Genomic DNA, 23490 nt, shown 5'->3' with positions numbered 1-23490 from the left:
ATATTAAATTAGACTGGATCAAATTTAGCTGAAATACATTCAACTGGTACTTTATTTTTTATCGGCCGTTTACCATTTAGTACAAATACGAAGTTTATGGAGCGTTTCATGGCACTATTTGGTTTTGATAAGTCTAAAATGCCGCAGGGTAGCGAAATTTTACCCGGACGGTCTCATGCTATTGCCACTGCAGATAAGCATTTTGTTAATGGGGTGGCGCTTAAAAATGATTGGCAACCGCCGGTAAAAACTATTCTACTTGGTATGGGATGTTTTTGGGGGGCTGAGCGGCTATTTTGGTCATTGCCGGGTGTGGTGGTGACAAGTGTTGGCTATGCAGGCGGAACAACCCCTAATCCAACTTATGAGGAAGTATGTTCTGGGCGCACGGGGCATACAGAGGTAGTTGAGGTGGTTTATGATGAAAGCAAAATTGACCTTGAACAAATTTTAAAAATCTTCTGGGAAGAGCATGATCCCACTCAAATTATGCGCCAAGGTAATGATCATGGCAATAATTATCGCTCTGCGATTTATGTCAATGATGAAGACCAGCTTGCAATTGTTGAACAAAGTGCCAAAAATTACGCTGATGTACTTAAACCGCGTGGGTTTGGCGACATTGCAACCGAGATAAAAATGCATATTCCTTATTATTTTGCTGAAGAGTATCACCAGCAATATCTAGCTAAAAATCCCAATGGCTATTGCGGCTTACAAGGTACAGGCGTATCTTGCCCCATTGGTCTTGGTGTCAAAGCTTAAATTTATCCGTCCTGCCGCTAGCTGCATCCTTTATCGTCGCATCCTTTATTGTGCCATAAAATTATAATAATTCTATTATAATCAATTGTTCTTTAAGCCTTTTGCAATTATTCTTAAAGTCTTTTTTAAGGGTGATTTCTATAGCAATTTTGCTTAAAAATATTGACAATTCGGCTTTCACTTCTTATCTGTCAAGAAATTTCCATGATTGGTTTATATAGGAATTTATTGACAAATCGGGGTTGATGGTGGTTTTTACCAAAGCTATTAAGCTTTGATAGAGATTTTAAAATGTTTCACGTGAAATAGTTGTAATAGCTTTTTTAGTGAAACCCTTTAATGATCGAGATGATTGACAGCCTTTTTAGTCCTTAAAAAGTGGCATTGGGCTTGGTATATAAGTTTTTTGTAAGCATTATAAAGGCAAGTTAAACGCGTTTATTTGGCTTTTTGACATGGTTTTATAATGACAAGCACTTTTGTGAGTTGCAATATAGTTGCTGCACTTATAAAAGCTGATTAAGTTTAAAAGTGGTTTACTTGGATTAATACTTGATCCAAGCGGTTTTATTTAAGTATGGAAAGGACCAGTAATGGTCAGTTTAGGTGGTTTGGCTCGCAGACTTTTTGGCTCAGCGCATGAGCGCCGTGTTAAAGGTTTGCGCCCGCGTGTCGCGCAGATTAATGCGCTTGAACAGCAGGTTTCTAACCTGAGTGATGACGAGTTACGTGCAAAGACTGCCGAATTCAAACAGCGTCTCGCCAATGGTGCCACACTGGACAGTTTGTTGATTGAAGCTTTTGCCACCATACGTGAAGCATCAAAACGTGTTATGGGCATGCGTCCTTTTGATGTGCAGCTCATTGGTGGTATGGTTTTGCATGAGCGTGGCATTGCTGAAATGCGCACCGGTGAAGGTAAAACCCTTACCGCGACTTTGCCAATTTACCTTAATGCCCTTGAAGGTAAGGGTGTTCATGTTGTTACGGTCAATGATTACCTTGCCAGCCGTGATGCGCAAACTATGCGTCCGCTTTTTGGCTTTCTGGGGCTAACAACTGGCGTTATTGTTCATGATCTTGATAATGACCAACGCCGAGCCGCCTATAATTGCGACATTACCTATGCCACCAATAATGAATTAGGTTTTGATTACTTGCGCGATAATATGGCTTTTGAACGCGGCCAAATGGTTCAGCGCGAACATAATTATGCGATTGTTGATGAGGTGGATTCCATTTTGATCGACGAGGCGCGCACGCCACTTATTATTTCTGGCCCACTTGAAGATCGTTCCGATTTTTATACTCTGATTGATAAGTTTATTTTACCATTAGTGCCAGAAGATTATGAAATTGATGAAAAGCAAAAAACATCAACCTTCACCGAAGAAGGTACTGAAAAGCTAGAAAAGCTGTTGGCAGAGGCTGGCCATCTAAAAGCTGAAGGGCTTTATGACATTGAAAATGTCACCATTGTTCACCATCTCAATAATGCTTTGAAAGCCCATAAGCTGTTTCAGCGCGACAAGGACTATATTGTCCGCAATGATGAAATTGTGATTATTGACGAATTTACCGGTCGTATGATGCCGGGGCGGCGCTATTCTGAAGGTTTGCATCAGGCTTTAGAAGCTAAGGAAAATGTTAAGATCCAGCCAGAAAACCAAACGCTAGCATCTATCACGTTCCAAAATTACTTCCGCATGTATAAAAAACTTGCAGGTATGACAGGTACTGGTGCCACTGAAGCAGAAGAATTTGCTAGCACCTATGGGCTTGATGTTATTGAAATTCCAACCAATGTGCCGGTTATCCGTATTGATGAGGATGATGTTATTTATCGCTCTATTGAGGATAAGACCAAGGCTATTGTCAAGGATATTCGTGAAGCGCATGCCAAGCATCAGCCAGTACTTGTTGGTACCACCTCGATTGAAAAATCTGAGCATCTTGCCGACCGTCTTCGCAAAGAAGGCATCACTGATCTAAAAGTTCTTAATGCCCGTTATCATGAGCAGGAAGCCTATATTGTTGCGCAAGCTGGTGTACCCGGTGCGATTACTATTGCGACTAATATGGCAGGTCGCGGTACTGATATTCAGCTTGGCGGTAATGCTGATATGCGCATTGAACAAGAATTGGTCGATATTCCTGAAGGACCAGAGCGCGATGAAATGGCGAAAGCCATTCGTGAAGATATTGCCCGCTTAAAGGAAGTTGCGCTAAAAGCTGGTGGTCTTTATGTTCTTGCAACCGAGCGCCATGAAAGCCGTCGTATTGATAACCAGTTGCGCGGTCGTTCTGGCCGTCAGGGTGACCCTGGTCGCTCCAAGTTCTTCCTTTCAACCGAAGATGACCTATTACGTATTTTTGGTTCGTCTAAACTTGGTGCTTTGGTGCAAAAATTTGGTTTTGAAGAAGGCGAGCCAATTACCCATCCTTGGATGAATAAAGCGCTTGAAAAGGCGCAAAAAAAGGTTGAGGCACGCAATTTTGAAATTCGTAAGAATTTGCTCAAATATGATGATGTGATGAATGACCAACGTAAAGTGGTCTTTGAACAGCGTAATGAAGTGCTAGACTCAACCGATCTTCATGAACTCATTGCTGAAATGCGTGAGGAAGTGATTGAAAATATGGTTGATCATTATATTCCTGCTGGCACTTATTCTGAACAATGGAAGCCGGCAGCACTTGCTGAAGATCTACGCCAGACCTTGCACCTTGACTTGCCAATTGAAGATTGGGCCAATGAAGAAGGTATTGGTGAGGAGCAAATTCTAGAACGGGTTCGTGAAGCACTTGAGGCGCGGGTAAAAGAACGTGATGAGCGTTTTGGCCCTGAGCTTATGCAATATTTCCAAAAAGCCATGTTGCTTGAAACAATTGACACTTTATGGCGTGAACATTTGGGCAATCTTGATCATCTTCGTTCAGCTGTTGGCTTCCGTGGTTATGCGCAGCGTGATCCGCTTAACGAATATAAAACGGAATCTTTCGAATTATTCCAAAATATGTTGATTAATTTACGCCGTGATGTGGTGTCAAAATTAATGCGTTTTGAAATTATTCAAGAAGCGCCACCCCAGCAATTACCACCCATGACTGAAAACCATCCTGAAGCTGACGAGTTTGGTTCTTTTGAAGAAGCAGCGCTTGCGCTACCCTTTGAAGAAGAAAGAATTGTTGATCCAGCGGATCGTGATGCTAATGATCCGCAAACTTGGGGCAAAGTTGGCCGTAATGAGACATGCCCTTGTGGTTCTGGTAAGAAATACAAGCATTGTCACGGTGCGCTTCGCGCATAATGAATATTTGTGCGCTTCGCGCATAAAAGCGATGTACGAGACGCATAGATTAGGCTGAGTATTCTGTGTCTTGGCAAAAAAAGCTTGATTATTGAAAAACATATCCATTTTTTGCAATGGATATGTTTTTTTATTTATATAATTGATCACATGTTTATTTTAAAATAAATATATTGGCAAAGCTCAACGCAGATTTCACAAAATGATAGGAAAACGGTAAGCAGGTGATGACAAAGGCAGCTATGGATCAAAAATCACGCTATGAAATGGCCCTGCGCGAAGCTGGTTTACGCATAACGCGCCAAAGGCGCATCATTCTTGATTTTTTATTAAGCACTGATGATCATCCCAATGCTTTTGAAATTTTTAACAAAATCAATGCTATTGATAATACTATATCGCTATCAACTATTTATCGCACTATGAAAGTTTTGGAAGAATGCGGCGCTATCCATCGGCTTAGTTTTGAAGGTGGTCCATCACGGTTTGAGCAAGCTGGCGGTCAGCATCATGACCATCTCATTGATATTGATACGAATGAGATTATAGAATTTCGTTCTGATTTAATTGAAAAATTGCAAGAAGAAATCGCTCGTGAACTCGGTTATGATATTATTCATCATCGCTTTGAGCTTTATGGCCGTAAACGTAAATAAGCATGTTTATTTTTGCAAATAGGCTTGTTTTAAAAAAATCACATAAACTAATTATTTTTGCTTTCAATAAAAGGTGAAAGGCTTTGGCCTGTTGAATGATCTTGGCTGCTAAAATTTGCCATGATTGGATGCCAAGAATGGTTTGTTAAAGCATATGTTTCAAACATTGGCAGAATGGGATTAAAAATGACAAACCGTTATAAACATATTTCAAAAAAGGCACTTGGAAAGGTTCTTGCACTCGCAGTTTTTGCAAGCCTTGTGTCAAGCGCAAATGTTTTTGCAGCCCCTAATGATCATATGCCGCAGCGCATTGAACAAGGAAATGGGCCGATTAATCAAGGAGTTTATAACGGCTATAAAGGCTACCGTCATCATCGCCCAGGCTATCAACGCCATAGTGATGGTTGGTGGTATCCAGATGCAGCATTTAGGCAAGTTCGCCCTGCGCCTCCAGCTTATGGTGGCCCTCATAATGCTGACCGTGGACCTCTCCCTCCGCTTGCCAACCATCTGGATCAATCGCCTCCTAATCGTCCGGGTATGAATAGACCAGTACCACCAAGTGCTAACTTATCTCAGCGTCATATTAAGTGGTGTGCTCAGCAATATCGCACTTACCGCCCATCTGATAATAGTTTTGCAATTAAAAAGGGCGAGCGCCGTATTTGCATATCGCCATTTTCACGCTAAAATCTATCTGGCAATTGTAAAATGCGAAACGCTGTCATTTACTAATTTAATGACGAAATGCATGCAATTATAACGATATTGTCAATAAAACCGTAATAAGATTCATTCTTATTACGGTTTTTTAATTCGGTGACAAGAAATTGGTTAATGCCTGTGCTCCGATTTAAAGACATATTTTTTCGCTAAAAATGTAATCATAAAAGCCATAAAGATAAAGAGAAGAGATAGCGTAGGTAACGATTTGGCACTTGTCCCATCTAATAAATAGCCGCCAATACGGCCACCACCTGCCACAACAAGGTTAAACAGCGTTACAAAGAAAGATTGCGCCATATCAACTTCATCACCTGCAGCATTAGCAAGGTTGGTTTGTAGCAAAGTTGGTGCATAGCCAAAAGTTAGTTCCCAAAGCGCAACACTTAAATAAACCAGTGCCAAATGGTTAAAGACAAATGTTAATAAAATCATAGTATTGGCAAAACCAGCAAGGCTTAGCAATGTCATGATGCCTAAACGCTATAGTCCATCGTATCATGAAAGCCTATGATGCTGAAGCGAGGGCTAGAATTTGATAATCTAGCAAAATGGCGTGTTTATTATTTAGCAAAATAGCCAAATATGCAATAAAGCCATTTTCACAGTGCTTATTCTGATTTATAACCCACCTACCCCTGAAGTTTATGCATTGGAAAAAATAGTGCTTTTTATACGATCGATATTATTCATATTTGCTTTTTATACCGCATCGGTTTTACAAGTTTTCCTTTATACGCCGTTTTATTTTTTCTTACCGCGAAAAAAAGCATGGATTGTTCCCAAAACTTGGGGACGTGTCACTATGTTTTTATTCAAACATATTGTTGGCACTAATTACCGGCTTGAGGGCATGGAAAATATTCCCAAAGGTGCTTGTATTATCGCACCTAAGCATCAATCCATGTGGGAAACAATTATGTTATGCATGTGCCTTGAAGATCCAAGCCTTGTGCTCAAACGCGAATTAATGCGTTTGCCAATTTTTGGGTGGTTTATGTGGAAAATTGGCATGATTCCTATTGATCGTGGCTCCCCAATAAGGGCGATGAAAGCGGTGATTAATGGTGCGCGTGAAAAGGCTGCCGATGGCCGGCAAATCGTTATTTTTCCTGAAGGTACACGCCAAGAACCGGGGGCAGAACCCAGCTATAAACCGGGCATTATACCAATTTATAGTGAATTATCGCTACCCGTTATTCCCATTGCATTAAATGCTGGGCTTTTTTGGCCACGCTCAACCGTCATGCGCTATCCAGGCACCGTTATCATGCGGGTTTTACCTGCTATTGAGCCTGGTCTTAACAAACGTGAATTTTTAAAAACACTAGAAGACGTTACCGAAAAAGCTTGTGATGATCTGTTGATTGAAGCTGCAAATAGCAAAAATCCACCGGCTTTACCAGAAGTGGCGGTCAAACGCTTGGCAAAACTCGGCATTGATTGGCAAGGGCCAATACGGTGAAACCTACAGCCTTGACCGATGTGGATAGCTCAACGAATAAGCACATTGAGTTGCGAGATGTTACTTTAACGCTTGGTGATAAAACGGTTTTATCATCAATTAGTGTGACGCTACAACAACAACGTATTGGTATTATCGGTGCCAATGGCTCAGGTAAAAGTAGTTTTGCAAGATTATTAAACGGGCTTTTGCTGCCAAGCACCGGTACTGTCTTTATCGACGGCTTAGACACTAAAAAAGACGGTAAAAATATCCGTCGCAAAGTGGGATTTATTTTTCAAAACCCAGAAAATCAAATTATTATGCCAACAATTGAGGAAGATATTGCTTTTGGGCTTAAAAATATGAAGCTGCCAAAAGAGGAAATCCAAAGGCGCAGTGATGATATTTTAGCACTTTATGGCCTTGATGCTATAAAAACATCATCGGCCCATAATTTAAGTGGTGGGCAAAAGCAGTTATTGGCTATTTGCGGTGTATTGGTTATGCAGCCAGAAATTATGGTTTTTGACGAGCCAACAACCATGTTGGATTTGCGCAATAAAAGGCGGATTGCTGAACTCATTCACAATCTGCCGCAAAGGGTTGTTTTGGTAAGCCATGATCTTGATCTTTTGCAAGATTTTGACCGTGTATTGGTTGTTGATGAGGGCAAATTAGCCTATGATGGAAGCGCCAATGCTGCCATCAAATTTTATAAAAATTTAATACAATGATAAGCGATTTTGAAAATCAAGCTTCCGCGCGTTTATGGGCAAAAAACGCGCCTATACCTGTCAAAATTCTTTTGCTTTTCGCTCTTGGATTATTTGTTTTCTTTTTCACCCGCATTGATATTATGGCAATTACTTTCCTATTGCTATTGCTTGCCTATCCCTTGGTAGGATTTAGCTTGAAACGCCCACTTCTAAATCTTGCAAAGCTCTGGTGGTTATTACTTGGCTTGTTTTTGGTGCAGTGGATAACGATTCGATGGACGGATAGTCTGGCGATTACCTTACGCCTTGCAATTTTAATCCTTGCTGCTAATTTAATTAATGCAACCACTAAAGCCAGCGATATGCTTGATGCATTTGAGCGATTTTTTACTCTGTTCAAACCGCTTGGCGTCAACCCCAAAAAAATTGCTTTAGCCTTGTCATTAACTTTGCGATTTGTACCGGTTTTGAAAACCATTGCTGATGAAATATATGAAGCACAAAAGGCTCGTGGTTTAGAACGGAGTTTTTTAGCTCTATTTATCCCTATGTTAATCCGTATTCTAAAAATGGGCGATGATGTTTCGCAAGCAATTTTAGCGCGAAACTATGATAATGAATGATTCTATCGCTTAAAATTTAAAAAAAACCGATTGATGTAAAACATCACTAAAAAAGCTTTTAAAAAGCTTGCTATATTCATCCCAATCATATTACCGCATTTTTGACATAATCTTACGATTCGTTCCATCAATTACGGCAAATTCAAGTAGATATGAAGGAAATATGACTAAAAATGGCGCTTTTAGCATGACCTTTGCAGACCAGCTATGCAAAGTTGACACTACTCAATTTATCGTGAAAAGCCTATATTTATGTCAACAAAGCAATAAAGCTTAATAAATAAAATTAACAAACAATATCTAGGTGATTAAAATGAATTTGGTTCGTTCTTTCAGCAATTGGCGTCGTTACCGTACAACGGTTAATGAGTTAAATCGTCTTTCTGCTCGTGAGCTTAATGATCTTGGCATTAATCGTGCTGAAATCCCATCAATTGCTCGTCGCGCAACACGTTAATAGTTAAATTTGATCAAGGCGCTCACCGATGAGTTGAGAGCCTTTCAGTTAAAATTAAGTTTTTTCAGGGGTCTCCTCCTCCTCCTATACCCTGAAAATTTTGGAAGACCGACATCTCCTCCTCCTCCCAGTCGGTTTTCAATTTAAACACCTGCTGCACCTCCTCCCGCAGCAGGTGTTTTTTTATGGACAATTCATAATTTTATGGCTGGGTAATTTTGCATTTAAAGCGTTTTCCGAAAAGTGTGAAGCGGTTTTCGGACAAAAAACGCGGTGTAAACAATGGATTAGAGCGCCGATCTGATCCAATCAGATCGAAATGCGCTCTAAAGCATGTGCATCCTTGTGAAAGAGTTGGGGCAGCTATGCAAACTTGTTACTACTCAAATAAATGTCAAAAGCATATATTTAGCTTAACAAAGCAATTAAGCTTAACAAACAAATCTAGGTGATTAAAATGAATTTGGTTCGCTCTTTCAACAACTGGCGTCGTTATCGCACAACAGTTAACGAGCTTAGCCGTCTTTCCTCTCGCGAGCTCAATGATCTTGGCATTAACCGTGCTGAAATCCCAACAATCGCTCGTCGCGCGGTACGTTAATATATTATTTAGAGGCGCTCTCCAAAAATGGGTTGAGAGCTTCTGATTAAAGACTAAAAGATTATTACAGTTTTTTCAGGGCTCTCCTCCTCCTCCTATGCCCTGAAAATTTTGGAAGACCGACATCTCCTCCTCCCAGTCGGTTTTCAATTCAAACACCTGCTGCACCTCCTCCCGCAGCAGGTGTTTTTTTATGCGCAAAATTTGTTCTATGCGAAGGTAAAACTTAAAAATAAAAAAGGCCGCATATAATATGCGGCCATTTTTTTTTAGGTAATATTTTACAAAAAACTAAGCATAGTTAAAAAGGTAAGATTTTTTAAAAAGCTCCTATCTTTTACATAGGCTTGCTATTCCATTTCTTCGCGTAGCATTTCAAGCTCCAACCATTCTTCTTCTTTTTCCATTAGCGATGCTTGTTTTTGCTCCAGCTTTTTAGAAAGGTCATGGAAGCGGTCAGCATTTTTGCTATAAAGATTTGGATCAGACAATTCTTTCTCAAGGACTGCTATTTCACCATTGAGCTTTTCCATTTCAATCGGCAAATTATCAAGTGCATATTTTTGTTTAAAAGATAGTTTGCGCTTCTGTTCCTTCACCGGCGAATTTTCATTCTTTTGCGAAGTATTGGCGGCTTCATTATTCTTCGCTGTTTTTTGCTCTTTGCGTATGCTCAGCGCCTTATCCCTGCGCTGCGCTAACATATCACTATAACCACCAGCATATTCCAACCAATCGCCATCACCTTCCGGCGCAATAACCGATGTGACAGTACGATCAAGAAAATCGCGATCATGGCTTACAAGAATGACTGTGCCGGGGAAGCCAGCAACAAGTTCTTGCAAGAGGTCAAGTGTTTCCATATCAAGATCATTGGTTGGCTCATCGAGAATGAGCAAATTTGCAGGACGAGCCAAAAGCCGTGCCAGCATTAATCTTGCGCGTTCACCACCTGAGAGCTCGCGAATCGGTGTGCGTGCTTGCTCAGTTTGAAAGAGAAAATCTTTCATATAGGATACAACGTGTTTTTGTTCGCCATTAACAATAACGCTATCGCCGCGCCCGTCAGTCAAATAATCTTTAAGGGTTTCATCAAGATTAAGACTGCGCTTTTGGTCAAGCATTGCCACTTCAAGATTAACCCCAAGGCGCACACTGCCTTTATCTGGCTCAATAATGCCGGTTAAAATTGAAAGCAGCGTGGTTTTACCAGCACCATTAGGGCCAACAAGTCCAATACGATCACCACGATTAATACGGGTAGAAAAATCTTTAATTAAGACACGCTCGCCATAGGCTTTAGCAATATGTTTAGCCTCAACGATTAATTTACCCGAATCGCGGCTATCCGCAGCTTGCAACTGCACAACACCTTGCGGCCCTTGGTGGCTACGATGGCGGGCACGTAAATTATGCAATTCATCAAGACGGCGGACATTTCTTTTACGCCGCGCCGTTACACCATAGCGTAGCCAATGTTCCTCACGCTCGATCTGGCGGCCAAGCTTATGCTGATCGCGTTCTTCTTCTTCTAAAACCTTATCACGCCATTCTTCAAAAAATTTAAAGCCTTGGTCCAAACGACGAGTAACACCGCGATCCAGCCATACGGTGGAGCGGCTTACCGTTTCAAGAAAACGTCTATCATGAGAAATAATCACGAGCGCCGAGCGAATTTGCGCTAATTCTTTTTCAAGCCATTCAATGGTGGTAAGATCAAGGTGGTTGGTTGGCTCATCCAATAATAAAACATCAGGCGAGGGAGCAAGCACGCGAGCAAGAGCCGCACGTCTTGCTTCACCACCTGATAAATCGCGCGGATTAGCGTCACCACTTAAACCGAGATGATCTAGCAAATAGCCAACGCGGTAATGATCATCCGCCGGCCCAAGACCCGCCTCAACATAAGCTTCTACTGTGTCAAAACCGTCCATGTCAGGACTTTGTGGCAAATAGCGAATAGTTGCACCAGGATGGCGGAAGATTTCGCCATCGGTTGGCTCAACAAGGCCTGCGGCGATTTTTAAAAGGGTGGATTTACCAGATCCATTGCGGCCAACCAATGCAATACGCTCCCCCTCGCCGACGCTCAAATTAGCATTGGTTAATAAAGGCGTGCCGCCAAAGGTAAGCGATAATTGATCAAGGGTTAAAAGAGGAGGATTGGCCATAATATCTCATATTGTTAAGCAGCATTAATTCTTTTATAGCGGTGTATAGCATTTCAGCCATAAGTGGAAACCGCTTTTATAGCGAGTTGCAAAATAAAAGCAAAAAACCGGCCTTTTAAAAAACCGGTTTTAAAGCAGTTTAATAAATTTGGAGCTATTGCGCATCAAGTTCTTTAACCTTATCGATGAACTTCATGCCATTTTCATCACCCCATGGAGCAGAGCCGATAAGCCTAGCAGTCAAACACCCTTCCTTGTCAATAATCAATGTAGTTGGAAGCCCAAGCGCTAAACCTTCACGGCGTAATTTATGAAAAATTTCCATTGAAGTATCGCGATAAAAAGGTAAATTATCTGCTTTATATTCCTTTAGGAAATCATGGACATAACTATCTTCTTGCTTATCAATATTAACAGCAACAACCGCAAGAGAATCATCTGCTTTTTCGTCTTGCAGTTTGGCAATATCAGGCATTTCGTCACGACATGGTGCACACCAAGTGGCCCAAAGGTTTAAAAAAACTGTTTTACCCTTAAAATCAGAAACTTTAACCTCTTTACCATCTGAGTTTTTAAAGGTTAAATCACCGGCATAAAACGGATCTTGCGCCATAACGACATTGGTAAAATCGCCAGACCGACTATTTTTTAATGTGCTTAATTTTTGTTCATTTAGCGTACAAGATTTATTTTCTGCCATTGAGGGAGAAGGAGAAATCACGTATAGCAAAAACGGCATAGCAACAAGACTACGGCACATATTCGATTTAAAAATAGTTTTTATTGCTGTTTTAATCCTTTTGCCATAAGATTTTGCTTCAAGCATATTATTATTCCTTTAATTCAGGGCCAAGACTATGAACCAGACCGATAAAAGCAACCAGATGTGGGGTGGACGTTTTGCCTCTGGCCCCGATGCTATTATGGAAGAGATTAATGCTTCCATTGATTATGATCGCAAACTTTATAAACAAGATATCAAAGGCTCCCTTGCCCATGCAGCGATGCTTGCTAAACAAGGTATTATCTCTGCCCATGATATGCAAGAGATAGAGCGCGGTTTGCATATTATTTTGAAAGAAATTGAAAGCGGCAGCTTTGTTTTTTCACGCCGTCTTGAAGATATTCATATGAATATTGAAGCGCGCCTTAAAGATCTTATTGGCGAACCGGCAGGGCGTTTACATACTGCCCGTTCACGTAACGATCAGGTTGCAGTAGATTTTCGCCTTTGGGTTAAAGATGAAACCCAAAAGACCGCTGCCAGCTTACAAAAATTAATTGCCCTTTTGGTAAAACGTGCTGAACAATTTGCAAATAGCTATATGCCGGGTTTTACCCATTTGCAAACAGCGCAACCGGTTACTTATGGTCATCATTTAATGGCCTATGTTGAAATGTTTGGCCGTGATTTGTCGCGCATGCAAGATGCGGTTCATCGCATGGACGAGTCGCCCCTTGGTGCCGCAGCCCTTGCCGGTACTGGCTTTCCCACCGATCGTTTCATGACCGCTAAATTATTGGGCTTTCGTGAACCAACTCGTAATTCGATTGATAGTGTATCTGACCGCGATTATGCGCTTGAGTTTTTAAGTGCGGCCTCTATTTGCGCCACCCATCTATCACGCATGGCCGAGGAAATTGTTATTTGGTCAACGCCACAATTTAATTTTGTGCGTTTGTCGGACAGTTTTTCAACCGGCTCATCAATCATGCCACAAAAGAAAAATCCCGATGCCGCCGAGCTTATCCGAGCAAAAACGGGCCGTATCAACGGCGCATTAATCACATTGTTGACCGTGATGAAAGGCTTGCCGCTTGCTTATTCAAAAGATATGCAGGAAGATAAAGAAGCGGTATTTGATGCAGCTGAGACCTTAGAGCTTTGCATTGCCGCCATGACGGGTATGATGGGTGACATCCATATTAATACCAATGCAATGGCAAAGGCCGCAGGCTCTGGTTTTTCTACAGCTACCGACCTTGCCGATTGGCTGGTGCGTGTGCTTGGTTTGCCATTTCGCGAGGCGCATCATGTCACGGGGCGCGCCGTTGCTTTAGCGGAAGAAAAACACGTTGAACTTGGTGCGCTAACTTTGCAAGATTTGCAAATCATCCATAAGGACATCACCAGTGATGTGTTTGATTATCTCACAGTAGAAAAATCCGTTGAAAGCCGTCAATCTTATGGCGGTACAGCACCTAATCAAGTGCGCCAACAAATCGAGATTTGGAAAAAACGCTTAACCCCAAATAGCTAACTATCTTTAGCCAAATGGCTAATTGTTCTTGCAATAGTCAACAAAAGAATAGTGAACATCACCCATTGATTTTAAAAAAATCAATGGGTTTTCTATTTTGTATTAGAGTAATTATTAAAATTGTCATGGATTGGATAAAAATAATATTCGCAATTTTCCTTGTGGCACAAAGTCTTTTGTTTTCCATTCAAAACGGGTTGGCGAAGTTTTTTTGCCAATATAGGGACAATAGGACACAATCTGTTTGGCATTTTCCTTATCAATAATAAGATGGAAATTTTTTATCGGCCTTTGCCAATAACGGGCATTATTCCAATTATAAACAATGCTATAAGCTGAGATGTACTCACCTGTTTGAGTTGCTTTTTTTATGGCGTTAGCTTTTGCGTCATCAATACAAAAATATTGACGAAAGGTGGGAGTGGCATTGCGTTCATCTGGATAAAATACATCGCGTGTAGCGACAAATTCCTTATCAATTCCCCAATGATTGCTAAAACTATATCCTTCGCCAATTAAAGGTACATATTTCACTTCGATTTTGGTAAGATCTGGTGTTAAATCTTGCTGCCATTGATATATCCCTTCAACTGTTGCATTTAATTTGCAATACTCATCATCACATGCGAAACCAATATTGTGCTTTTGAAAAAATTCCTTGTTTGTGTCATTGTTTTTAACGTAATAATTTCCAAAATCGATTTTATCGTTAAAAAAAACAATTTGAGAGCGCAATTTCTGGCGCTTATGCACGAGCATATCGGTAATATCTATTTGTTTGACAAAAAAGCGCTTAGCAACTTGAATTTCTTTACCATTTACCAAAAATTGAAATTTTAAATTATACTGTCGTTTCAGCGAAGGCGGCGGAAAAGTGGGAGAAGAGTTCTCGTCTTCTTGTTCCACAGCTACCATGGGAAAGGAAATATCGATGGTGCGCTTGTTGCGACTTATCGATTTTAACATATAGGAAACATGGATAAGATTTTTGGATACATGCAAAACTTCATTTTCGATACTGATATCCTTATTAAAAGGAAATTCGATACCACCAAGCGCGGTAGGTGCCAATGGCGCCCAATCACCAGCAACAGCTTGGCTTGTGCTTTGTCCAAGGAATGCAAAAAGACATAAGGCATAATAAAGCACTGCACGAATTGGCGTCATAATTTAAATTCCCTCAACAAAACTGAATAGAACTATGAAAGGATTTCATGTTTAAATACCGGCGATTGAAACGACCTTTCAAATAAATAAATCAACTTTATTGTTTCATTTTGACACTTGATTATCCACTTGCTTGGCATATTTACCACAATCATAAAATTTTTGCTAAAATGCTGTTGAATGTAAAATGTCTTCTTGCATTTTATCCTTGGCACGTTAAAACGCCTTTATTGGAATTATATTAAAAACAGTCATTAACAGCCATGGGACTATGCGATGGAGTATGCGGTTTTGCATGTTGTTTGATATAAAGTTTGCTAAATAAGCACTTTATTTATAATATGCATGGTAATTGACTAATTTCACTATTCATCACTTGAAAATCAGTTTTACCAAAATCGTTCTACCCGTTTATTGGAAATAAGCATTATTCCTCCATCCAATCAGGAGAAAAATGTGAACAACATGGCATTACTTTTTTAAAAGCTCTTTAGGCAAGCAACAGTGCCAGAGGATGGACAAATGAAACTTTTCTGCGGAAATGCAAATCCACGTTTAGCTGCGGATATTGCCAAATATCTCAATATTCCCTTGGGTTCGGCGACAGTGCGCCGCTTTGCCGATCAGGAAGTTTTCGTAGAAATTCATGAAAATGTGCGCGGTAAGGATGTGTTTGTTTTACAATCCACCTCTTATCCAGCTAATGATCATTTGATGGAATTGCTGATTATGATTGATGCCTTGCGCCGTTCTTCAGCGCGCCGTATCACTGCAGTAATCCCTTATTTTGGCTATGCTCGCCAAGATAGAAAACCTGGCCCCCGCACACCAATTTCCGCTAAACTTGTTGCTAATCTTATTACCGAAGCTGGCGCCCACCGCGTTTTAACCCTTGATCTTCATGCTGGACAAATTCAAGGCTTTTTTGATATTCCAACTGATAATCTTTATGCTGTTCCTGTCATTGCTCGTGATGTTAAAGCCAATTATTCAACCGATAATGTTATGGTTGTATCGCCTGATGTTGGCGGTGTTGTTCGTGCCCGTTCGTTGGCAAAACGCATTGATGCGCAGCTTGCTATTGTTGATAAGCGCCGTGAACGCCCAGGCGAATCAGAAGTGATGAATGTTATTGGTGATGTTGCAGGCAAAAATTGCTTGATGCTTGATGACATAGTCGATTCCGGTGGCACTTTATGCAATGCAGCTGAAGCCTTGCTGCAAAAGGGTGCAACCAGTGTTACCGCTTATATCACCCATGGCGTGCTTTCAAGCGGTGCTGCTGCGCGTATTGCTAATTCAAAGCTAAAAGAATTGGTTATCACCGATTCTATCCAGCCAACGGACGAAATTTCTCAAACCAGCAATATTCGTGTTATTTCTATCGCTAGCCTATTGGGCGAAGCGATTTCGCGTACTGCTGCAGAACAGTCCGTATCAAGTCTCTTTGATTAATATTGACGTTAAATCCTTGTGAGGAAATTTGATTTTTACGGGGATTTGCCGCTTATCTATCTCAAGCATGTGCTAATATATAAATTACAGAGCTAATGTTTGAATTCGTCATATAGAAAAACCGCAATATCGTGACTGATGTTGCGGTTTTTTATTTCTCATTGGTTTTTATGCTCTTGCCCCAGAGCATATTCACAAATTAGGCGGTTACATGCATAAAAAGGAGCATTCATCCAATTATGTTAGTGATTATTGCTTGGCGAACCATCACCAAAGCTGTTTCTGCCGTAATCAATAGAAGAACGCCCTGCACTTCCATCATATGAATTTTCGCTTTCGCGGCTTGTTGTTCTTACGTGGCTATTTGCGCTGTAATCTTTTTGATTGGGTGTGGAAGTTGTAACATGCTGACCAGAAACATAGTTATTTTCAGGTGAGCCATCACCAAAGAAATTACGGCCATTTTGCGCAAATGATAACGATGTTGTTGCCAAAATTACGGCTAATGCCAAAACTGATGATTTCATGGTAATATTCCTTATCGGTTGATTTTATGTATTTTTTTCTTATATTTTTTAACATAAACACTATTTTAAAAGATGATAGATAGATTAATATCGACATATTGTCGCTTTTTATTTGACAATCGCGTTTTAGGTGTGTTTTACTTTTGGTGGAAAGTTGTATTTTTTATTAGATATAGCAAGGCAATGGTCAATTCCAATTGGGCAAGAAAAAACCGCCGCAGGAGGGGTTCATGCAGCGGTTTCAAGATGCACAAAATACTTTAAAAATTTGCGCTTTTGAATATTTTGAATATAAAGTGTCTAGTTGACTGGCGAGCCATCACCAAAGCCATTTCTTCCTTCATCGGTTGCTTCATGGCGAGACGTTGTAACGAGTTTAATTTTCTTGCCTGCAGTATAGCCATTTTCAACCGATCCATCGCCAAACTTGTTGCGGCCATTAAAATTCTTAGGTGCTTTAATGTCATTGCTGATATTGGCTGAATTTTTTTGACCGGCAATATAGGTATTTTCAGGCGATCCATCATCAAAAAATGCGCGATTGTTTTCGGCAAACGCAAATGAGTTTGTTGCTAAAACTGCGGCTAATGTAAAAATTGATAATTTCATAGTTTTATTCCTTATTAATTGTTTTAATTAGGTTTTTTGATTTCTTAGATTTGTATTAAGGAATATATTGGAAATAACTAACAGGGAAGCCTGTTAAAATAAAACGGATTGTTTCCGTTTTATGAACGTTAAATGAAAATTTTATGATATGTTAATGAGGGGCGTTTAAGTAACAATGCTATTATTTTTTTTAAGTTTAAATGGTATAGGCTACTTAATTAAGTTATGTTAATGAGACTTTAAACGTAGACTGAAATTGATATGATGGTCAAAATATTTACATGCGCGGGTAGTTGATGAAGTTTTACGTTATTAATCTTGATCGTTCTTTTGATCGCTGGCAACATATTGAGCAACAATTTAAGAAACTTGGTTTGCTACCAGAGCGGATCGCGGCGGTCGATGGTAAGAGCCTTTCCAGCTCCATGGCAAATTGTTACGTGGCAGGCCGTTATAGCCCGCTTAAAAATACCGAAATTGCTTGTTTCCTCAGTCACCGTAAATGTTGGGAAGTGATTTGCGAGAGCAATGATGATTATGCTATGGTGTTTGAAGATGATGTTTTTATATCAAGTCAACTTAACGATTTTTTACTTACGGGTCTATGGCAGCAGGGGATAGACCTTTTATCTGTCGAGAAATTTTATTCGCCACTAAAGGTAAAACCTAAAGAATTCTTAGTTGACGGTCCGTTTTCAATTTATCGCGTCGTTGAAGATAATCCTGGAACGGGTGGTTATTTAATTAGTAAAAAGCGTGCTAGAGATCTGCTTAAACAATCAGAAAATTTTTGCCATTTGGTGGACTCGTATATGTTCAGTCCAAGGCGGATAATTGGCAGTAAATATGGCAGTTTTCAGTTAAGTCCTGCGTTATGTACGCAAGGATGGCAAAATCCAGAATTTAGCGCAAGTCATGCACTTGCTCCAACCACGATGCTTGCCAATAATGATATTGCTCTTTCTGCACGAGTAAAAAAATATAGCATGGGTGATCAATGCGAGCGGGCTAAAGCCAATATTAAAAAGTATTTATTGGCTATTGGCAGTATCCGAAAAAATATTGATTTTAACGAATAGCACATTAGGTCATTACCATAGGTATGGCCTTTATTTCTATAGCTAAGTGTTTGGTGGGCACAGCGAAAGCTCGATTAGGAAATTTTATATATAACGGTAAAATCCCCTAAAATTTTAATATAGTTGGAAAAATGTGCAACTGTTCATGCTAAAAATGTTTAAAATTTTTGTAAGCGCAATAATCAAGCGCAACAGTTGATTGAAGTTTTAACAAAGGGTGTTGTGTCAAAATAAAAAATTTGAAGCATTTTGTTGCTTCGATAAGAAATGTGAGTACGCTCTAAAGATTGTAGTCGCCATCTACTGGTAGGATTGCCCCTGTTGTAAAGGATGATTGCTCACTTGCAAGCCAAAGGGCAGCATTAGTGACGTCTTGCAGTTTAGATAAGCGGTCAAGAGGAATGGAGTTGATTAATTCATTGTGTTTTTTCTCGGCAAGATTACCGTAAAAACCATCAAAAGTTGTAGTATCTGACTGAGCCGTGAACACGCAGTTAACTCGAATATTATGGGGTGCTAGCTACAAAGTTAATGCCCTCGTTGCGCTCATTACCCAGCCTTTTGCCAAACCAAACTAGAACCCATGAATAGTCTACAATATGCGCGTTTTAGTGATGGCTATTATAGGCGGCTAGTAAAATTGATTGTTTAATTAATAACGCGTCTATCAGCATGTCCAAGGGATAAAGAGGAATAAGGCAATATCCGCGTCTTTCGCTGTTAATGAATATAATCACCCATTTGGTTATCTGCTTAAAACCAATCATTCATAGATCAACGAAAATAGAGCGGCAAAACGAATAAGTCGTGGCTAGTGCAACGTGCGGTTGCTAAATACAAAAAGCCTATAAGAAAGGTCAGAACGATCAAATAGGCTTTTATATTATTTGTTAACCGATCAAAAATAAACAGTTTTATGCTGCTTGTTGTTTACTATATTTAATCGCAAAACTTAAGGTATCTACACCATCACGAATAGCCTGCAAGCTATCTAGTGTATAATCTTCATTTTCGATTGAAATAACATCATCATAACCACTATCACGCAAAGCTTGCACAATATCGCGCCAACCGCGTTTTGATATGCCATGTCCAACGGGTACATAGTTCCAAAAACGTTTTTCAATCGGGGTTACAGGCTTGTCATCTAATGTGCCATTAATCTTTGCTGCAGGTTCGATGCGGGTATCTTTGCCGTGCACATGATAAATATGTTCACTACCGAGTGCTTTAATAGCAGAAACTGGATCGCCGCCCATCCAAATTAAATGAGAAGGGTCAAAGTTAATACCTATAGTTGGACCAATGACATCGCGTAAGCGCATATATGTTTCAATATTATAAACACATTGACGACCATGATTTTCAATGCAAATTTTAATACCATTTTCTTCAGCTAATTTCGCATGCTCTTGCCAAAAGGGTATCAGGCGTTCCTTCCATTGCCAATTAGCCATTTCAACTGCCTCTAATGGCCAGGAAGTTGTGATCCAATTGGGGCAGGTATCGGTGGCATTGCCAGCTGGAAGACCGGACATCATAACAATACGATTAACGCCCATTAACTTGGCAAGAGCAATAGTATCCTTGGTGAGCTGTGTATCTTGCATACCAATGTCGCCAGGATGAAGCGGGTTGCCTGAGCAATTAAGGGCTGAAATTTTTAAATTACGCTCCTTAATAAGGCCTAAAAAATAGTTTCGTTCCTTAGCGTCAGCCAATAATGTTTTGAGTTTGGCATGGGGGGCAGTATTCCAACCGCCAAGGCCAAACTCGACATATTCAAGACCTAATTCTGCAATTGTATTAAGCGCATCAACCAATGATAGATGTGCTAATCCTTCTGTAGTAATACCTAATTTCATGATTTTCCTCCACTAAATATCATAGTCCTTAAATTTATCCATTTTTAAAACTGTATTTGGATAGATTTTTAATTATGGCTGCATATTATTTGTTAAAATCAAAGTTTGATTTTAAAAATATGCGCAATGTTCTTATTAACGCACTTGATAGATGGCTTTATAGGCGTACGGGTTGATTGCTATCGGATGCTTGTTGAATTGCATCGAGAATGCGAGATGCTTGATAGCCATCATTAAGTGAGCCATTACTAAATGGCGTATTATTGGCAATAGACTGTAAAAATTCAGCGATCATGAAGCCAAATACTTCTGCATAGCCCACCGCTACTCCGTCATGAGGTACAGGCAAATTTTCTTTAATATATGGAGAATTTGCATCGTTAAAGCAGGTTTGAAAGGTTGAGCGTTGGCCATTGTTTAATAATGCAATTTGGTAGGAATTGGCATTCAAAAGATCAAATTCCAAGGTTCCTTTGCTGCCAAATACCTTAAGCGTTAAAACATTCCCTTTACCAATGGCAATACGAGACGCAGATAAAAAACCTTGTGCGCCATTTTCAAAGCGCAAAAGAGCTGACATAACATCATCATTGTCAACGGGTTTGCTTTGTGTCGAAAGGCTTGCCAATTGATGCCCTGTTGTGGAGCCTGCCGGTAAAAAGCGTTCCTTAATCGATATATTGGCAATGGCACCTGTAACTTCGCTTACCTCGCCACATAGAAAGCGTGCCATATCGATGGCATGGGTGCCTATATCAAGTAAAGCGCCGGGCCCTGCTTTGGCAAATTCATAACGCCATGAATGAGGTAGTTGTGGGTCACTTGCATAATCACATTGGAAATTGACAATGATTTGTACAATGTCTCCAATATCGCCATTGCTAATTCTTTGTTTTATTTCTGCAATGGCAGGTATACGGCGATAATTGAAAACTGTTCCAGAGATGGAGTTGTTGATTTTAGCCAAGTTAACTAAAGGTTCGGCTTCGCTCGCACTTAAAGCCAAAGGCTTTTCACATAGGACATGGCATTTTTTAAGCAGGGCTTCACGCGTGACTTCTACATGCATGAAATTCGGAAGACAAATTGAGACAATCCCAATGTCTTGGTTTTCTAAAACTGCGCTCCAATTGGTTGAAACATGCGCAAAACCATAATCAACAGCAAGTTTTTCAGCTTGTTCTTGATTGGCATCGCAAATAGTATGCAATGAACCATTTTTAATCTTTTGCGCAAATTTAGGTAAAAAATTACGGTAAGCACCCGCATGGGCTGCACCAATCATACCTGCACCAATAATAGCAATGCCAAGATTACGCATCGTTTTCCTCCCAATTTATGTAGTTTAAAAGCACAACATCAAAAATTATAGCGTTTTAAGCAAAACTTAATCTATTTTCGATCGTAGAAATTAAATTTTATAAATTTATCTAAGAAAAATTCCATTTATATTATTAAATTTAAGATGATATATACTAAGTCGCTAATGATTTTTAATTGATGTATTGATTTTAAAGGTTTGGGTAATATTTATTTATATTGGATAAACTATTTTTAGTCTCATTTTCCAAATTTAATATACAAATACAAAATATGAATTTAAAGTAATTGGTATATACAGTTTTTTTATTTATTTTGTTTTGATTAAACCAAATTTGGACGGATTTATTTTTAATCATCGTCAAAAGATTCTCTTTCAAAAATCTTGATTATAATTAATAACAACATATTAATTCTGTCAATATAAAAATGATATATTTTTTCTATTTTAAAAACTCGCCTATCTGTTACGAGGTTTTTTATTGTGTCTGACGTTAAGTCTATATTGAACAACTTGGCCACTCATCTGGTGGTTTTTAGGCAAGATATATTAATTTTACGGTTTTCCTTTGTTTTTCTTAAAGCATTCATTGGCGTTAGGAAGATAACTCAAAATTGATTTATAAAACGAAAGTATTTGGCGTAGGTGCCGTCTTATTCCCTATTTCTTACAAGGTTAGACGTGTTGATAATAAGCGTATTATCAGCGCGGTTGTTCATGCTATCGGCAAGGCTTAGCATAAAATAGGCGCTTATTGGCTAAGACCTGTACCAATCGATTTTTAACAGCTCCATTTATTGGCGCAGGGCATCATCATTTTTGCAAATATAGTTAAAAATCTAAAGATTGTAGCCGCCATCTACTGGAAGGATTGCCCCTGTTGTAAAGGATGATTGCTCACTTGCAAGCCAAAGGGCAGCATTAGCGACGTCTTGCGGTTTGGATAAGCGGCCAAGGGGGATGGAGTTGATTAATTCATTGCGTTTTTTCTCGGCAAGATTACCGTAAAAAACGTCAAAAGTTGCAGTATCTGATTGAGCTGGGCACACGCAATTAACTCGAATATTATGGGCTGCAAGCTCCAAAGCTAATGCCCTTGTTGCGCTCATTACCCAGCCTTTTGCAGCACCAAACCAGCTAAATCCTGCTTGAGGGCGTTCTGCCATCGTTGCCCCTAGCGTAATGATAGAGCCGTTACCATTTTCAATCATATGCGGCACAAGAGCTTTAATTGAATAATAGAGTGATTTAATGTTAACAGCGAGGATGAGATCAAAAGTAGGTTCATCGACATTTGTAACATCAGCTTGCGGATGAGCAAAGCCGGCATTGGCTACAAAAATATCAATTTTTTTGAAATGTTGTAGGGCCTTTGTAACCATATTATCTATATCACCTTCACGGGTTACATCAGCTTGAACTGCAATGGCGGCATTTTCTTGCGTTTTGCCAATATCAGTCATTATATCCTTGGCAATGGCATCTGCCTTTTTCAAATTAATATCGGCAAGTACCACATTGGCACCCGCTTGCGCTAATTTTTGAGCTATCGCGGCACCAAAGCCGGCCCCTGCCCCAGTAATTAATGCCGTTTTGCCTTTTAACGATAATTGCTTGTTGATATCATAATTTTTTGACAAAGTTTTCCCCTTATAAAAGGTTGGAAACACCAACCTATCCCATGCAAATTTTGCTAAGAGTTTGCCGTAAATTGGTTAACGGAAAATGATATC

General features: G+C 39.8%; 21 protein-coding genes and 1 pseudogene. 12 read left to right on the top strand and 10 right to left on the bottom strand.

Going from position 1 to position 23490, the window contains the following annotated elements:
• The first annotated feature begins 108 nt into the window (after positions 1-108).
• The 4 genes from msrA to N5852_RS00610 all read left to right on the top strand — a co-directional run bounded on the left by msrA (position 109) and on the right by N5852_RS00610 (position 5425).
• On the top strand, positions 109-765 hold the full coding sequence (msrA, locus tag N5852_RS00625) for a peptide-methionine (S)-S-oxide reductase MsrA (protein ID WP_262098440.1): 657 nt from the start codon (positions 109-111) through the stop codon (positions 763-765).
• Positions 766-1358: 593 nt separating this feature from the next.
• Positions 1359-4076, top strand: coding sequence for a preprotein translocase subunit SecA (secA, locus tag N5852_RS00620; protein WP_262098439.1), 2718 nt, complete (start codon positions 1359-1361; stop codon positions 4074-4076).
• A 242-nt stretch (positions 4077-4318) separates the two neighbouring features.
• Complete coding sequence (locus tag N5852_RS00615) at positions 4319-4732, top strand: Fur family transcriptional regulator (RefSeq protein ID WP_262099790.1); 414 nt, start codon at positions 4319-4321, stop codon at positions 4730-4732.
• A gap of 186 nt (positions 4733-4918) precedes the next feature.
• Entirely contained in the window at positions 4919-5425 is a 507-nt protein-coding gene (locus N5852_RS00610; RefSeq protein ID WP_262098437.1) for a BA14K family protein, read from the top strand.
• Between the two features lie 144 nt (positions 5426-5569).
• Here N5852_RS00610 and N5852_RS00605 read toward each other — a convergent pair whose 3' ends face one another.
• Positions 5570-5929 (bottom strand): MFS transporter, encoded by a 360-nt coding sequence (locus tag N5852_RS00605; protein ID WP_262098435.1) that lies wholly within the window; start codon positions 5927-5929, stop codon positions 5570-5572.
• Between the two features lie 193 nt (positions 5930-6122).
• Between N5852_RS00605 and N5852_RS00600 the strand changes: the two genes are divergently transcribed.
• From N5852_RS00600 to N5852_RS00580, 5 genes are all read left to right on the top strand, one after another.
• The gene (locus N5852_RS00600; protein ID WP_262098434.1) at positions 6123-6923 is read left to right on the top strand and encodes a lysophospholipid acyltransferase family protein; all 801 of its coding nucleotides are present in this window, start codon (positions 6123-6125) and stop codon (positions 6921-6923) included.
• The gene (locus N5852_RS00595) at positions 6920-7639 is read left to right on the top strand and encodes an energy-coupling factor ABC transporter ATP-binding protein (RefSeq protein WP_410004222.1); all 720 of its coding nucleotides are present in this window, start codon (positions 6920-6922) and stop codon (positions 7637-7639) included. The genes N5852_RS00600 and N5852_RS00595 overlap by 4 nt, the downstream gene beginning before the upstream one ends.
• Positions 7636-8244 carry an energy-coupling factor transporter transmembrane component T family protein gene (locus tag N5852_RS00590; protein ID WP_262098432.1) on the top strand — a complete coding sequence of 203 codons (609 nt, stop codon included), beginning with the start codon at positions 7636-7638 and terminating at the stop codon, positions 8242-8244. The genes N5852_RS00595 and N5852_RS00590 overlap by 4 nt, the downstream gene beginning before the upstream one ends.
• A 313-nt stretch (positions 8245-8557) precedes the next feature.
• Positions 8558-8701, top strand: a complete 144-nt coding sequence (locus N5852_RS00585) for a DUF1127 domain-containing protein (RefSeq protein ID WP_262098430.1) — start codon at positions 8558-8560, stop codon at positions 8699-8701.
• A 457-nt stretch (positions 8702-9158) separates the two neighbouring features.
• Positions 9159-9302, top strand: coding sequence for a DUF1127 domain-containing protein (locus N5852_RS00580; protein WP_262098428.1), 144 nt, complete (start codon positions 9159-9161; stop codon positions 9300-9302).
• A gap of 350 nt (positions 9303-9652) precedes the next feature.
• On the opposite strand, the gene N5852_RS00575 is transcribed toward N5852_RS00580, so the two are convergent.
• Positions 9653-11473 (bottom strand): ABC-F family ATP-binding cassette domain-containing protein, encoded by a 1821-nt coding sequence (locus N5852_RS00575; RefSeq protein WP_262098426.1) that lies wholly within the window; start codon positions 11471-11473, stop codon positions 9653-9655.
• A 154-nt stretch (positions 11474-11627) separates the two neighbouring features.
• The gene (locus tag N5852_RS00570) at positions 11628-12299 is read right to left on the bottom strand and encodes a TlpA disulfide reductase family protein (RefSeq protein ID WP_262098424.1); all 672 of its coding nucleotides are present in this window, start codon (positions 12297-12299) and stop codon (positions 11628-11630) included.
• 31 nt (positions 12300-12330) lie between these two features.
• On the opposite strand from N5852_RS00570, the gene argH reads away from it, so the two are divergent.
• Positions 12331-13734 (top strand): argininosuccinate lyase, encoded by a 1404-nt coding sequence (argH, locus tag N5852_RS00565; RefSeq protein ID WP_262098422.1) that lies wholly within the window; start codon positions 12331-12333, stop codon positions 13732-13734.
• 123 nt (positions 13735-13857) lie between these two features.
• Here argH and N5852_RS00560 read toward each other — a convergent pair whose 3' ends face one another.
• Positions 13858-14901, bottom strand: coding sequence for a DUF4424 family protein (locus N5852_RS00560; protein ID WP_262098420.1), 1044 nt, complete (start codon positions 14899-14901; stop codon positions 13858-13860).
• Between the two features lie 522 nt (positions 14902-15423).
• On the opposite strand from N5852_RS00560, the gene N5852_RS00555 reads away from it, so the two are divergent.
• Positions 15424-16356 (top strand): ribose-phosphate pyrophosphokinase, encoded by a 933-nt coding sequence (locus tag N5852_RS00555; RefSeq protein WP_262098418.1) that lies wholly within the window; start codon positions 15424-15426, stop codon positions 16354-16356.
• 242 nt (positions 16357-16598) lie between these two features.
• Here N5852_RS00555 and N5852_RS00550 read toward each other — a convergent pair whose 3' ends face one another.
• Entirely contained in the window at positions 16599-16883 is a 285-nt protein-coding gene (locus N5852_RS00550) for a hypothetical protein (protein ID WP_262098416.1), read from the bottom strand.
• Positions 16884-17183: 300 nt separating this feature from the next.
• The gene (locus N5852_RS00545; RefSeq protein ID WP_262098414.1) at positions 17184-17492 is read right to left on the bottom strand and encodes a hypothetical protein; all 309 of its coding nucleotides are present in this window, start codon (positions 17490-17492) and stop codon (positions 17184-17186) included.
• 296 nt (positions 17493-17788) lie between these two features.
• Here N5852_RS00545 and N5852_RS00540 point away from each other — a divergent pair, with 296 nt between their 5' ends.
• Complete coding sequence (locus tag N5852_RS00540; protein ID WP_262098412.1) at positions 17789-18571, top strand: glycosyltransferase family 25 protein; 783 nt, start codon at positions 17789-17791, stop codon at positions 18569-18571.
• 280 nt (positions 18572-18851) lie between these two features.
• Here N5852_RS00540 and N5852_RS00535 read toward each other — a convergent pair.
• The 4 genes and pseudogenes from N5852_RS00535 to N5852_RS00520 all read right to left on the bottom strand — a co-directional run.
• Positions 18852-19079 (bottom strand): annotated as a pseudogene (locus tag N5852_RS00535) (SDR family oxidoreductase); the annotation flags it as partial.
• A 406-nt stretch (positions 19080-19485) separates the two neighbouring features.
• Positions 19486-20436, bottom strand: a complete 951-nt coding sequence (locus N5852_RS00530; protein ID WP_262098410.1) for a sugar phosphate isomerase/epimerase family protein — start codon at positions 20434-20436, stop codon at positions 19486-19488.
• A 157-nt stretch (positions 20437-20593) separates the two neighbouring features.
• Entirely contained in the window at positions 20594-21757 is a 1164-nt protein-coding gene (locus N5852_RS00525; RefSeq protein ID WP_262098408.1) for a Gfo/Idh/MocA family protein, read from the bottom strand.
• An 839-nt stretch (positions 21758-22596) separates the two neighbouring features.
• Positions 22597-23397 carry a glucose 1-dehydrogenase gene (locus tag N5852_RS00520; RefSeq protein WP_262098406.1) on the bottom strand — a complete coding sequence of 267 codons (801 nt, stop codon included), beginning with the start codon at positions 23395-23397 and terminating at the stop codon, positions 22597-22599.
• Positions 23398-23490: the final 93 nt, after the last annotated feature.

The sequence above is a fragment of the Bartonella sp. HY328 genome, from assembly GCF_025449335.1.
Classification (GTDB): domain Bacteria; phylum Pseudomonadota; class Alphaproteobacteria; order Rhizobiales; family Rhizobiaceae; genus HY038.
This window is presented reverse-complemented; position numbering and strand designations above follow the sequence as displayed.

Bases quoted from the DNA above. Each gene is read 5' to 3' on its own strand.
- msrA (WP_262098440.1), top strand. From the start codon at position 109: ATGGCACTATTTGGTTTTGATAAGTCTAAAATGCCGCAGGGTAGCGAA.
- secA (WP_262098439.1), top strand. From the start codon at position 1,359: ATGGTCAGTTTAGGTGGTTTGGCTCGCAGACTTTTTGGCTCAGCGCAT.
- N5852_RS00615 (WP_262099790.1), top strand. From the start codon at position 4,319: ATGGATCAAAAATCACGCTATGAAATGGCCCTGCGCGAAGCTGGTTTA.
- N5852_RS00610 (WP_262098437.1), top strand. From the start codon at position 4,919: ATGACAAACCGTTATAAACATATTTCAAAAAAGGCACTTGGAAAGGTT.
- N5852_RS00605 (WP_262098435.1), bottom strand. From the start codon at position 5,929: ATGACATTGCTAAGCCTTGCTGGTTTTGCCAATACTATGATTTTATTA.
- N5852_RS00590 (WP_262098432.1), top strand. From the start codon at position 7,636: ATGATAAGCGATTTTGAAAATCAAGCTTCCGCGCGTTTATGGGCAAAA.
- N5852_RS00585 (WP_262098430.1), top strand. From the start codon at position 8,558: ATGAATTTGGTTCGTTCTTTCAGCAATTGGCGTCGTTACCGTACAACG.
- N5852_RS00580 (WP_262098428.1), top strand. From the start codon at position 9,159: ATGAATTTGGTTCGCTCTTTCAACAACTGGCGTCGTTATCGCACAACA.
- N5852_RS00575 (WP_262098426.1), bottom strand. From the start codon at position 11,473: ATGGCCAATCCTCCTCTTTTAACCCTTGATCAATTATCGCTTACCTTT.
- N5852_RS00570 (WP_262098424.1), bottom strand. From the start codon at position 12,299: ATGCTTGAAGCAAAATCTTATGGCAAAAGGATTAAAACAGCAATAAAA.
- argH (WP_262098422.1), top strand. From the start codon at position 12,331: ATGAACCAGACCGATAAAAGCAACCAGATGTGGGGTGGACGTTTTGCC.
- N5852_RS00560 (WP_262098420.1), bottom strand. From the start codon at position 14,901: ATGACGCCAATTCGTGCAGTGCTTTATTATGCCTTATGTCTTTTTGCA.
- N5852_RS00555 (WP_262098418.1), top strand. From the start codon at position 15,424: ATGAAACTTTTCTGCGGAAATGCAAATCCACGTTTAGCTGCGGATATT.
- N5852_RS00550 (WP_262098416.1), bottom strand. From the start codon at position 16,883: ATGAAATCATCAGTTTTGGCATTAGCCGTAATTTTGGCAACAACATCG.
- N5852_RS00545 (WP_262098414.1), bottom strand. From the start codon at position 17,492: ATGAAATTATCAATTTTTACATTAGCCGCAGTTTTAGCAACAAACTCA.
- N5852_RS00540 (WP_262098412.1), top strand. From the start codon at position 17,789: ATGAAGTTTTACGTTATTAATCTTGATCGTTCTTTTGATCGCTGGCAA.
- N5852_RS00530 (WP_262098410.1), bottom strand. From the start codon at position 20,436: ATGAAATTAGGTATTACTACAGAAGGATTAGCACATCTATCATTGGTT.
- N5852_RS00525 (WP_262098408.1), bottom strand. From the start codon at position 21,757: ATGCGTAATCTTGGCATTGCTATTATTGGTGCAGGTATGATTGGTGCA.